This is a genomic window from Amphritea sp. GJ51-11, assembly GCF_055808735.1.
Genome location: NZ_CM147881.1, coordinates 1,435,633 through 1,448,289 on the forward strand (window position 1 = coordinate 1,435,633; position 12,657 = coordinate 1,448,289).

Sequence of the window (12,657 nt, forward strand, 5' to 3'; positions counted from 1 at the left end):
ATAAATACACCATCCCCGCGTGCGGAGGTGAGGAGAGTAATCATGACAAAAACACTACCTACTTCGGCACAGGTTGTCATTGTTGGCGGCGGCGTCATCGGCTGCAGTGTGGCCTACCACTTAACGAAACTAGGCTTTACCGATGTCGTTCTGCTGGAACGGCGGCAGTTGACCTGCGGTACGACTTGGCATGCGGCAGGGCTCGTGCCAACGCTGCGGGCAACCTACAACATGTCGATGCTGGCTAATTACAGTGCCACTTTATATGAACAGTTAGAAGCGGAAACGGGTCAGGCAACCGGTTTTGTGCGTAATGGCTCTTTGACCATTGCCACCAATCAAGAGCGGATGGCGGAACTAAAGCGTGGGGCTTCGATGGCAAAAGTCGCCGGCTTCCCCTGCGATGTGGTTGATCCCGATCAGGCGAAAGAGCTTTGGCCGCTGCTGAATATAGATGATATTTGTGGCGCGATTCATCTGCCGATGGATGGCATGGCCAGCCCGGTAGATGTAACCCAGGCGTTGGCTAAAGGGGCGCGGATGGGCGGCGCGCAGATTATCGAGGGCGTTAAAGTTCTGGATATGAAAGTGCGTGATGGCAAGGCCGCCGGTGTGATTACCGAGCAGGGCGATATCGATGCCGAGTACGTGGTTAACTGTGCCGGCATGTGGGCGCGGGAGTTTGGTAAAAAAGCCGGGGTTAATGTACCGCTGCATGGCGCAGAGCACTTTTATGTGGTGACCGAAAATATGCCGGATCTGCAGCATGGCTTGCCCACGTTGCGAGATATGGATGGTTATTGCTACTACAAAGAAGATGCCGGTAAATTGTTGGTGGGCATGTTTGAGCCGCACGCGAAACCGTGGGGAATGGAGGGTATTCCAGAAGACTTTTTCTTCGACCAGTTACCGGATGATTTCGACCATTTAGAGCCTTACCTCGAATCCGCGATGCACCGTATTCCTAAACTAATGGAAACCGGCTTGCAGGTATTCTTCAATGGCCCGGAATCCTTTACCCCGGATGATCGTTATCACCTCGGTGAAGCGCCTGAGTTGCGTAACTATTTTGTCGCCGCAGGCTTTAACTCTGTGGGTATTCAATCGGCAGGTGGCGCAGGAAAGATGCTGGCTGAATGGATCAAAAAGGGGCATGCCCCTCAAGATCTATGGGATGTTGATATCCGTCGTAATATGCCGTTCCAAGGAACTCAACGTTACTTGCAAGAACGAACCACCGAGACACTGGGCCTGTTGTATGAAACGCATTTCCCGTTCAAACAGTTCAAAACTTCTCGAGGTGTGCGTCGCTCGGTATTGCATGAACAGTTGAAAGCACAGGGAGCGGTGTTTGGCAGTGAAAGCGGTTGGGAGCGGCCCAACTGGTTTGCCAAACCGGGCCAGACTGCTGAGTATGAGTATTCCTTCGGGAGACAAAACTGGTTTGAAAATAACCGGGAAGAACATGAAACGGTGCGTAATTCGGTGGGGGTTATCGATCAGAGTTCCTTCTCGAAATATCAGGTCGAGGGGCCGGATGCAGAACGCTATCTCAACCGTATCTGTTCAAACAATGTCTCTGTTCCGTTGGGCAAGATGGTCTATACCCAGTGGCTCAATGAGCGCGGGGGGATCGAAGCCGATGTTACCGTTACTCGCCTAGCGCAGGACCGCTATTTAGTGGTCTCCGGTGTTGCCTGCCAAAACCGAGATATGGATTGGCTGCGCCGCAATAAGCCCGAGGACGCGGTGGTGTTCTTCACCGATATGACTTCCGCCTATGCGGTGGTCACGGTCATGGGACCGCATTCACGTGCTACGTTGAGTAAGCTTACCCGGGATGATCTCAGCCATGAAGGGTTTCCTTTCGCCACTTCCCGCGAGATCGAGATGCACTATGCCATTGTTAGAGCTTCGCGTATTACCTATGTGGGTGAGCTAGGTTGGGAGCTCTATATCCCGACTGAATATGCGCCGAGTGTTTATGACGCCATTATGGAGGCCGGTAAAGAGTTTGGTATTCGGCCTTACGGTTATCACACCATGAACTCACTGCGGATGGAAAAGTGTTACCGCCATTGGGGACATGATATTACCGATGAAGATACGGCGCTGGAGGCGGGCTTAAGCTTTGCGTCTGACTTTAATAAAGAGGGCGGCTTTATTGGTAAAGAAGCTTTGCTGGCGCAGAAAGCCGCAGGGCCACTGGCTAAACGTTTCGTTGCGTTTCTGTTCGAAGAATCAGAGCCGCTGTGTTATCACGAAGAGCCTATCTGGGCGAACGGTAAAATTGTCGGACGAACCACGGCGGGTATGTTTGCCCATACGATGGGCGCCACGATCGCCATGGGCTATGTGGAAAACGAGGCAGGGGTCACTAAAGAGTGGCTGGATAATACTGTATTCGAAATTGAGGTTGAGTGTGAACGCTACCGGGTTAAGCCTTCGTTACGTTCCATCTTCGATCCCGAAATGGCAAAAATTAAGTGCTAATAACACGGTAAAACGGAGTAATTAGCCACAGGTGGAGTGCCATGCAGCCCTATATTAAACACGGGTTGGTTGCCCAGGCTTCGGAATCGCTTCTGAGCCTAGGGCTGTATGGCGGCTTCATACGAATAACGACTGGTTTTAGGCACGCCTTTCACGCAGTGAAGCGGGCTGATGATTTAAAATAATGAGGTTCAATCGATGTCTGCATTGATTTTGGATGGTAAAGCGTTGGCGAAAAGCCGAGAGCAAAAATTGCATACGGCGGTCGAAATGTTAACGGCTAATGGCAGTCGAAAACCGGTTTTGGCAACAATTCTTGTTGGCAATGACCCCGCTTCAGCCACCTATGTACAGATGAAAGTAAACGCCTGTGGTCGTGTCGGCATTGGCTCGATGAGAGTTGATATGCCGCAGTCCACCACAACCGAAGGGCTGTTGGAGGTCATCGAGCGTTTGAATAACGATGCAGATGTCTGCGGTATTTTATTACAGCATCCGGTGCCCGAGCAGATCGATGAGCGGGCGTGCTTTGATGCGATCGCCATTGAAAAAGATGTGGATGGTGTAACCACCCAAGGTTTCGGTTTGATGTCGATGGGAGAAGACGCATTTGGTTCGGCAACCCCAGCGGGCATCATGACGCTGCTAGAGCACTATGATATTGACCTATCGGGTAAACATGCGGTGGTGGTGGGACGCAGTCCCATATTGGGTAAACCGATGGCAGCGATGTTGTTGAATGCGAATGCGACCGTGACTATTTGTCACTCGCGGACAAAAGACCTGGCCACACTGATCTCACAGGCTGATATTGTTGTTGGTGCCGTCGGGCAGCCAGAGTTGATCAAAGCGGCTTGGATTAAAGATGGCGCAGTGGTGGTCGATGCCGGTTATCACCCCGGTGGTATTGGTGATATCGAAAAAATCGGTTTAGAGCAGCGCGTGGCTGCATTGACCCCTGTGCCCGGCGGCGTAGGCCCGATGACTATCAATGCCTTGATTAGCCAAACATTGGCGTCCGCGGAGCGAAGAGGTTAGAGCAACGCGTTAACGATCATTTTAGAAAAGGCCGATGCTCTTAATGTATCGGCCTTTTTTTGTGCATGTGTCGAGGGATATGTGCTCGATTTAAGCACTAATAACCAAGCTGATACCGATAATGATCAGTAGCCCGAACGCTAAACGGCGCATGGTGGTATCACTGAACGGTGGCGGATAATATTTCCCTATTAAGGTGAATGCTGCCACTACCGGGATGCAGATTAAGCCGTTCCAAAGCATATCGAGGCTGAGTTGGCCCTGCAGGCCTAAGACACATAAGCGAATCATATTCATCACCAGAAACATGGCTAGCAAACAGAGTCGAATGGTCTGTAAAGGTAAGGGTTGGCGGTAAAGTTGGTAGACCAAGGGGGGCCGGCAATGCTGAACAGTCCACCAAAAATGCCGGCCGCTGCACCGGCGATCGAGAAGGTTAAATTTGAACTTGGGCTGGGTAAAGGATCAGGTTTGAGCATAATGAATAGCCCACCGAAGATGATGGTGATGCCTAACAACCCTTGCAGCACCTGGGTAAAGTCACTGCTGAGATAGTTTAATAGAAATACACCAAGCAGCAGTGCCGGGAATAATCCGGCGAGGGACCATAGCATTATCTTGAGATCGAGGTGGCGTAGGTTTCCTCGTAATGCGATCGGCCCATTTGCCAGCATCAATAAGCTGATAATGACCGAGGTAAAGGTCACCGACGCCAATTCAAACTGCGCTACACAGCCGAGTATGATCATACCCATCGCAAAGCCGGTGACTGTTTGCACATAGGTGCCCAGGGCGACGAAAAGCATAAAAGCGGCGAGCTGATCTAATGGCATATTGGCCTCAGTAGCAGAGTTTCGGTTGGTCGCAGGGGCGCTGAATTGGATCGATCCCGGTTGCGTTTAGAGTATAAATAAACGGGGTTTTATCGGGATAGATCCAGTCGGCGGGTTTCTCTGGCGCCTAACTGACCCGTAACAGGGTTGGACGCAGTTGGGCCGATAGTTCAGCAATGATTTCGGCAAGCATAGCGATGCCCGGTTCAATGGCCTCCGGCGGAATGGCGGAAAAACCCAGTTTGATAAAGTTATCCGGCAGGTGTGAACCAAAGTGATAACTGTCACCGGCGATGATTAAGAGTCCACGGCGGGCTGCTGCCTGTTTGACGCTATTGCCGCTAACGCCTTTGGGGAGTTTGCACCAGAAGGATGAGCCGCCGCTCGGGCGGGTATAGCTGCCGGGTAGATGAACATCTAACGCACTGGCGAGCACATCACTACGTTTTTGAAAGTTGCGGGCCAGACGGCGTAATAGGGCGTCATGATAGCCTTGCGATAGAAATAGCGCCACAGCCCGTTGATTATTCAAAGGTGGATGACGAAGCATCAGTTGGCGCAGATTTCTGGCTTCCTGAATCAGTGCCTTAGGGCCGACCATAAAGCCCATGCGTAACCCTGGCGCCAGTGTTTTGGAGAGGCTGCCGATATAGAGTACTCGGTCATCATGATCGAGGCTTTTTAGTGCAGGCGTTGGTTTGCAATCAAAATTCATCTCCATCTCATAGTCATCTTCAATGATAATGATATCTTGCTGATGAGCTTTTTCCAGCAGTTGTTGGCGGCGCGATAACGGCATGGTTACCGTGGTCGGGCATTGATAACTCGGCGTGGTATAGAGCGCATCGCACGCGTCTAAATGGTGATCGACCACCAAACCATCTTTATCGACCGCGAGGCTAACAACCTCAGCACCCTGTACCGAAGCGACATGGGCGGCACTGGTATAACCGGGGTCTTCAATGCCAAATTTTGAGGTTTCATTCACCAGCAGTTGGGTCAGCAGATAGATCGCCTGTTGCGAACCGATGGTGACCAATATTTCATCTTTTTCCGCATTAATGCCACGGCTTGGCAAGATCCGTTTCTGGATCTGCTCGATCAGTAGTGGGTCATCGCTGTCATAGCGGTCAGAGGTCCAATCCCTGATGGCCTGAACACTCACCGCATCACGCCAGCATTTACGCCAGTTGTCGATGGGAAATAGGTTGCTATCCAGTTGACCGTATACAAAGGGGTAGGGATAGGACTGCCAAGCATGTACCTCGGTTGGATTGGGAGGTGTCGCGGGTTTGATTTTAAGCCGGGTACCCCAGTCGACTTTATCGCTTTTATCTTCTGCAGCATCGCTGGTTTCGTTTTTGGCCATGTCCGGTAAAAAACGGGGGTCGATAAAGTAGCCGCTGCGTTCGCGGGTAATGAGATAGCCATCCGCGGCCAGTTCATCGTAAACCAAGACGATGGTGTTGCGCGCAACATTGAGGCTTTTGGCTAACCGTCGGCTAGAGGGAAGCGCTTCATCGAGGGGGAGAAACCCACCCAGAATGGCGGTGACGAGCTGTTCACGAATCTGTTTTTGCAGTGTTGCTGCATTATTGTCGCGGTCGAGATGAAACAGTGCTGACATGATCCTTTCCACCTTTTTATATTTTTAGTTCGGCCTGTCGGAATGCGTATTTGGTTAATCACTGAGACCTGTTCTAGGAAACAGTATGGGTCAATGATAGTCATAAAAATAACAATTACAATAATAAATGAGACAAAATATTTCAAAAATGCAAAAAAGTGTTGATTTAATGTTTTGTGGAAACGATACTGCGAGTATCAAATCTCAACAATATTGTTGTTTTTTTGACGGTGCGACCGCTATTTAACTGGTTTCAATGGCCCGTTTTTTGGGCTGTTAAGCGCTGGTGGAGCGGGTCTGGTGAATAAAAATAAAATGAGATGGTACTTGTGATGTCTTTAGAAAAGGCCTACGACTATATCGTGATAGGTGCGGGTTCTTCCGGCTGTGTAATGGCGAACCGCTTATCCGAAGATTCTGATAAAACGGTGTTGTTATTAGAGGCGGGCGGTAAGGATACAAATCCTTGGATTCATGTTCCGATCGGTTATTTCAAAACAATGCACAATCCGAAAACGGATTGGTGCTATATGACCGAACCAGACCCGGGTATCAATAACCGTCAATTACAGTGGCCTCGGGGTAAAGTATTAGGGGGCTCTAGTTCACTCAATGGTTTGCTCTATGTACGTGGTCAGCGAGAAGACTACGATAACTGGGCCGCGTTGGGCAATCAGGGCTGGTCTTATGATGAGGTATTGCCGTACTTCAAAAAGTCGGAAAATCAGGAACGTGGTGCTAATCAGTATCATGGTGTTGATGGCCCGTTAGCCGTATCGAATATTCGTATTAAGCGTGAAATCTGCGATAAATTTATTGCTGCCGCAGAGCAAGTTGGTATTCCACGCAACGAAGACAGCAACGGCGAGACTCAGGAAGGTGTCGGCTATTTCCAACTGACTATCAATCGTAATGGAACCCGTTGTAGCACGGCGGTTGGCTTTCTGCGGCCAGCATTAAAACGGACTAATCTGACCGCTAAAACCAAAGCGCAGGTTGATCGGATCGAATTTGAAGGCAACCGAGCCGTTGGCGTAACCTTTACCATTAAGGGTATCCAGCATACGGTGCGCTGTAATCAGGAGGTCATACTCTCTGCTGGCGCGATCAACTCGCCGCAGGTGTTAATGCTCTCGGGTATTGGCGCGAAAGAAGAGTTGGATAAGCATAATATTCCGCTGGTGAAAGCGTTGCCGGGTGTTGGCAAGAACCTTCAGGATCATTTGCAAATCAGAACCATCTATAAGGTGAATAAGCCGATTACCCTGAACGATGAGGTCAATAATCCTCTGCGTAAGGTGATGATGGGGCTAGAGTATGCCATGTTCAGAACCGGGCCGTTAACCATGGCGGCCAGTCAGGTATGTATCTTCACTAAGACTGACAAAACGATGGTGCGGCCGGATATTCAGTATCACCTGCAGCCGTTGAGCGCGGATAAGCCTGCTGACGGTACCCATCGGTTTTCAGCCTTTACCGCTTCCGTATGTCAGTTACGGCCGACGAGTACTGGACGGATTGAGCTGAAAAGTGCAAACCCAACCGATTATCCGGCGATCCATCCGAACTATCTGGCGACTGAAGAAGACCAAAAAACTGCGATCGAATCGATCAAGGTAACACGTAATATTATCAATGCTCCGGCGCTGGCACCGTTGATTAAAGAGGAGCATGAACCGGGTGTGCAGCACCAGACGGATGCCGAACTGCTGGAATACGCCCGCAACCGAGCGACCACCATCTATCATCCGACGGGCACCTGTAAAATGGGCCAGGATGAGATGTCGGTAGTTGATGAGCGCTTACGGGTACATGGTATTGACGGTTTGCGAGTGGTCGATTGTTCCATTATGCCGGTTATCGTGTCGGGTAATACCAATGCGCCAGCCATTATGATCGCTGAAAAGGCTGCTGATATGATCAAGCAAGATCGTCGTGCTTAGTCCGCTATGACTTAGCCGCTACCCTGACTATTTGTGGATTTTCCGCCCTGTTGTGACAGGGCGGCTTTTTATCCGCGGCTTATCGCTCGTCGGTGTCGTCATCGTCACCATTATCGCCATCGTTATCATTCATTAGTGACGCCAGTTCTGCGGCGGATGCGCGCATATGTGGGATATTCTTCAATGCGTCTTCGAGTGAGAATCGAGCGGTCGGTGCATGCATCGCAAGGGCGGCATACATTCTGCCTTGATTGTCTCTGATCGGTACGGCTACGGCCACCATTCCCAGCAGAAACTCTTCGTTATCTACGCCGACTTCCTCTTTGCGGATTTTTCGCAGGGCAGGTTTTAGCTGTTCAACACTGGTGAGAGTATTCGGTGTATGGGCGTCGAGTGATAACTTCTCTAGCAATCTAGAGCGCTTAATACTGCTTAACTCACTGAGAAACAGCTTCCCACTGGCGGTGCAATGCAGCGGCACTCGGTCATTTATCTGTAACTGCACACGCAGTGGCCAGTGGGTTTCGACCCGATCGAAGTAGATCATCTCACCACCGTCTGGAATAGAAATGTTGCAGGTCTCGCCAAGTTTTTCCGACAGTCGCTGCAGGATTCGATGTCGCTCCGTGCGCAGGAAGTCGTTATTGCTTAAGACGCCTTGCGCCACTTTGTTGAGGGCTGGGCCGGGTAACAGTCCTCGGCCATCCATACGGGCCTGCAGGAAGCCTTCTTCTTCGAGCTGACTACAGAGACGATGAATGGTGGGTTTTGGTAGCTTTAGGGTCTGGTTGATCTCGGTCGGTGTGATCGGGCGGGTGGCGTTGGCAACAACTTGTAGAATTTGTAGAACTCTGAGGATGGACGAGCTTTTTTCTTTGCCGGCGGAACTGGCCATGAACGATATATCCTTCTGTTTACAATAAGTGCCATATTATGCTGCTTAATCATAAGCGAGTCTCATTATAACAGTATTGTGCATATTTTTATCTGCGATATTGATCGCTTTATTGGGTTTCTACCGTATTCGCTTTCCACTCGGTTTATTACGTTTTTAATGAAAAACGAGACTTTAGTCTTAATTAATACAGACTAAGGGGATTTTTTTTAGCAGATAAGTGAATTTATTTTTCACCACCTATTAGCCTGTTGCTCCTCAAATGCTTGCCGGTAGCCCCCGAATTCTCAAGGCTGCAGGGCTGTAATACTTAAGAGTGAGCAAATTTAAGCCAAATAATATTACATAATTTATCTTTAATGAGACTTTTGTTATCAATAAATGTTTGAAATAACATTAATGATGTGTTTTATTAAATGGGCAGCCAGCGCCGTTGACGAGTTGTCTGGTTGAGTTATCCCTAAATCGCATAAAAATAAATAAGGGTGTTTACAATGGAGAAGCAAAGAAACTCCTCTGCTCAGAAACAGAACACTGTTTCCCGCCGTGATTTTTTCCGTATTGCCTCTGCCTATGGCATGAGTTCGACTATGCTGGCTGCAACTGCTTTGGGGAGTTTCTCTCTACCGCAGCTTGCTCAAGCCGCTGATGCAAATTCAAAACGACGCTTTAAAAAACCAGCGAAACATACGTTGACGTTTGGTGCCTCGGGCTTTAACGAACGAAACCTTCTTATCGAACGTGCTGGTTGTCTGGATTTCTTGAAAGACATAGAAGACCGTACTGATGGTGAAGTTCGCGTTGAGTTTGTGGGTGACAATCAGATCTGTGGACAGTTGAACTGTGTCAAGAAAACCCAGCAGGGTATTGTTGATATGTTCACCGCCTCAACCCAGAACTCGGCGGGTGGTGCGCCTTACCTAAACGTGTTGGACTATGCTTACATGTTCCCAACCCGGGCGTCGCAATATCACTTCCTCTATCACAAAGACAGCCAAAAACTACTGCGTGACCCATTACGGACGAAACACGGTCTACAATTCCTCTTCTCTCATTGTGAGCTGCGCGGTTTGCAGATGGGTCTTGGTTGGGCGGATAAGCCGTTGATTACCAGCATTGAGCAGTTACGTGGCACTAAGAACCGGGTAACCGGTACGCAGCTCGGTCGCATTGCTATGCAGCTGTTGGAACTCAACCCGGTTCCTATCGCTTGGTCTGAAACCCTTGATGGTTTGAAGCAGGGTTTGATCGACGGGGCTGAAACCTGGGCCGGTGCGGTGGCGTATGCCAATATGTCGCCAGTGATCTCTCAGTCGGTTGATCTGCGGTTCTTCTGCGGCACTGAAGCGACCATGATGAGTGCCAGCATGTTCGATAGTTTCAGTGGCGAGTTACAGGATGCGGTAATGGAATCCTCTTACCTAACACAGGTTAAGATTCAAGCCGCTCAGGAAGCCGCGCTGGTTAACACCGTGGGGGCGACCACGCCATCACTGCCGGGTACGCTATTCGATAAGCACAATATTCGTATGGCGGCGCTGTCGGATGCCGAACGTGCTAAAGCTGAACGCATCTGTGCCCCTGAGTTCAATCCTGAGCCTTGGGCTAAATGGCGTGACCGTCTTGATAAGTGGTCAGGTGGCCAGGATACCTATGGTTCTATTCATCGCATCGCCCGTGAGCTACCTCGCGATATGCTGGCGGAGAATGTTGAGCCTCAGCGTTGGTGGAAAAGCTAACCCTATCGCTTATAAGCACCGGCTGGCGTTGCCCGGTTGGTGTTACCTTCCCATCATCAGATCAATTTTTCTGGCTGTCATCACTGTTGGTAGTTCTGATTTGTATGTGGGGAAGCATCTTCGTACTAGATCAATAATAAATGGAGAGTCACCGTGATTTTGGGTGGAAATACTTCAACTAAAAAAGGTCGGACTATGCTGGCCAATTCGTCCGGAGGGCTAACAACATGACATTTGGGTCTATGTTTAGCGCGTTTGAACGCAACATCGAGAAAAGCGTGATTCTCGCGTCTTATGCTTCGATGGCAGGTATTATTTTTGTCGAGGTTCTCCGTCGGTTCTTCTTCAATGAACAGGCACCTTGGAGCACCACAATCCCGATTTATATGTTCCTCTGGCTGGCCTGGATGGGCGCTTCTTATAACACGATGCGTCGTTCGCATCTGCGCTTCACCGAAGTACGTGAGCGACTTCCTTACAAGGGGCAGTTTATCTGCTTACTGATTGATGCGCTGTGCTGGTTCATCATGGGTGCGGTGGTCATTTTCTTTTCCGTTGAACAGGTCTATATCGCCTACGATAACTTTGCCATCGTGCAAGGCACCGATGATGTGATGCAGTGGTGGTTTTACACCGCAACACCGTTAGCCTGGAGTCTATTGCTGGTACGGGTGATTCAGAATCTGCGCCAGGATATTCGTACTTACAAAGCTGGGCGTCCGTTAACCGCTCAGACTGCAATGTTTGACTAAGGAGAACTGAGATGGATGGATTACTAATAACCCTGATCAGCCTTGGTGTCACCGGTCTGTTTATTCTGGGTATCCCTATTTTTTTGGTCATTTCACTGTGGGTGGTGGGTGTCAGCTTGGTGATTGATTTTACCTTGGCGAACGTCGGCGTGACCCTCTATGAAGGGCTTAATTTCTACGGCTTATTGGCCTTACCTCTGTTTATTCTCACCGGCGACTTGATTAATGCCGCCGGTATCGCAAAACGCTTATCTGACTTTGCCTATGCTTGTTTGGGTTGGTTACGGGGCGGTTTGGGGATGGCTTCGTTGGGCGCCTGCGGTATGTTTGCCGCGATATCCGGGTCGAACTCGGCTACTACGGCGACGATCGGGGGCATTATGCACCCCGAAATGACCAAAGGTAAGTACGACTCCACGTTTGCCGCAGCGACCGTCGCAGCCGGCGGCACCGTTGGTATCATTATTCCACCGAGTATTATTTTTATCGTGTATGGCTTCATGATGAACCTGCCGATCGGTGATCTGTTTATGGCCGGTCTTATCCCCGGTATCCTGATGGTTATCGCGATGCAGCTGGTCTGCTGGTATATGGCCAAGAAACACGGCTGGGGTGTACTGACACCTTTCCGTATGAAGACTGCCCTCAAGACGGGCCTGCGCGCCTGGTTAGGTTTTCTGGCGATTGGTATTGTCCTTTGGGGGATCTATTCCGGTGCCTTTTCACCGACAGAAGCGGCGGGTATGACCACCGGATTCTGCTTACTGGCTGGGGTGCTGGTGACCCGCGAACTTAAATTGTCGCAGTTACCAACCATCATGATGCGTTCCGGTCAGATCACCGGTATGTTAGCGCCGTTAATCGCGGTTTCGGTGGTGATGCAACAGGTGTTGTCACTGCTGGGCGCAAAAGCATTTTTGACCGATGTGATTGGTATGCTGGGCGGTTACTACCCGATTCTGTTTGCTTGCCTGTTTATGGTGCTGCTTGCCGGTACGGTGCTGGAGAGCTTGCCGAATACGATTATCTTGGCGCCTATTCTGGCACCTATTGCGATGAACATCGGGGTTGATCCGATTCACTTCGCGGTACTGTTCTTGATCGGTGATGCCATCGGCTTTATTACACCGCCATACGGCTTGAACCTGTATGTTGCCAGTAGTATGACCGGCATACCCTATCTACAGATTGTCAGGTCGGTGTTGCCATACCTGTACGCACTGTCGGTCACCTGGGTGATTGTTGCGTTGTTTCCACAAATCAGTCTATGGATGCTGTCTTTCTAACGTACTTACAGGGGGGAATGCGGGTGTTGGCCTAGGTCGACACCCGCCATT

The 12,657-nt window shown here is 50.0% G+C and carries 10 protein-coding genes; 6 read left to right on the top strand and 4 right to left on the bottom strand.

Annotated elements, in window-relative coordinates:
- Positions 1–42: 42 nt before the first annotated feature.
- Together AC0L4K_RS06210 and AC0L4K_RS06215 are read left to right on the top strand one after the other, a co-directional pair.
- On the top strand, positions 43–2,493 hold the full coding sequence (locus tag AC0L4K_RS06210; protein ID WP_473268606.1) for a GcvT family protein: 2,451 nt from the start codon (positions 43–45) through the stop codon (positions 2,491–2,493).
- Between the two features lie 198 nt (positions 2,494–2,691).
- Positions 2,692–3,531: a tetrahydrofolate dehydrogenase/cyclohydrolase catalytic domain-containing protein gene (locus AC0L4K_RS06215; protein WP_473268607.1), complete on the top strand. Its 840-nt coding sequence runs from the start codon at positions 2,692–2,694 to the stop codon at positions 3,529–3,531.
- A 90-nt stretch (positions 3,532–3,621) separates the two neighbouring features.
- Here the strand turns inward: AC0L4K_RS06215 and AC0L4K_RS06220 are convergent, their stop codons facing one another.
- The 3 genes from AC0L4K_RS06220 to pdxR all read right to left on the bottom strand — a co-directional run bounded on the left by AC0L4K_RS06220 (position 3,622) and on the right by pdxR (position 5,991).
- Positions 3,622–3,828: a hypothetical protein gene (locus AC0L4K_RS06220; RefSeq protein ID WP_473268608.1), complete on the bottom strand. Its 207-nt coding sequence runs from the start codon at positions 3,826–3,828 to the stop codon at positions 3,622–3,624.
- Between the two features lie 14 nt (positions 3,829–3,842).
- The gene (locus AC0L4K_RS06225) at positions 3,843–4,364 is read right to left on the bottom strand and encodes a TSUP family transporter (RefSeq protein WP_473268609.1); all 522 of its coding nucleotides are present in this window, start codon (positions 4,362–4,364) and stop codon (positions 3,843–3,845) included.
- Positions 4,365–4,491: 127 nt separating this feature from the next.
- Positions 4,492–5,991, bottom strand: a complete 1,500-nt coding sequence (gene pdxR / locus AC0L4K_RS06230) for a MocR-like pyridoxine biosynthesis transcription factor PdxR (protein ID WP_417227186.1) — start codon at positions 5,989–5,991, stop codon at positions 4,492–4,494.
- 332 nt (positions 5,992–6,323) lie between these two features.
- On the opposite strand from pdxR, the gene AC0L4K_RS06235 reads away from it, so the two are divergent.
- Positions 6,324–7,934: a GMC family oxidoreductase gene (locus tag AC0L4K_RS06235; RefSeq protein WP_417227188.1), complete on the top strand. Its 1,611-nt coding sequence runs from the start codon at positions 6,324–6,326 to the stop codon at positions 7,932–7,934.
- Between the two features lie 79 nt (positions 7,935–8,013).
- Here the strand turns inward: AC0L4K_RS06235 and AC0L4K_RS06240 are convergent, their stop codons facing one another.
- Positions 8,014–8,829, bottom strand: coding sequence for an IclR family transcriptional regulator (locus tag AC0L4K_RS06240; protein WP_417227190.1), 816 nt, complete (start codon positions 8,827–8,829; stop codon positions 8,014–8,016).
- A gap of 494 nt (positions 8,830–9,323) precedes the next feature.
- On the opposite strand from AC0L4K_RS06240, the gene AC0L4K_RS06245 reads away from it, so the two are divergent.
- The 3 genes from AC0L4K_RS06245 to AC0L4K_RS06255 all read left to right on the top strand — a co-directional run bounded on the left by AC0L4K_RS06245 (position 9,324) and on the right by AC0L4K_RS06255 (position 12,606).
- A complete protein-coding gene (locus AC0L4K_RS06245; protein WP_473268610.1) occupies positions 9,324–10,568 on the top strand; it encodes a TRAP transporter substrate-binding protein in 1,245 nt (414 codons plus the stop codon).
- A gap of 227 nt (positions 10,569–10,795) precedes the next feature.
- Positions 10,796–11,320, top strand: coding sequence for a TRAP transporter small permease (locus AC0L4K_RS06250; protein ID WP_417227194.1), 525 nt, complete (start codon positions 10,796–10,798; stop codon positions 11,318–11,320).
- 11 nt (positions 11,321–11,331) lie between these two features.
- Positions 11,332–12,606 (top strand): TRAP transporter large permease, encoded by a 1,275-nt coding sequence (locus tag AC0L4K_RS06255; RefSeq protein ID WP_417227196.1) that lies wholly within the window; start codon positions 11,332–11,334, stop codon positions 12,604–12,606.
- Positions 12,607–12,657: the final 51 nt, after the last annotated feature.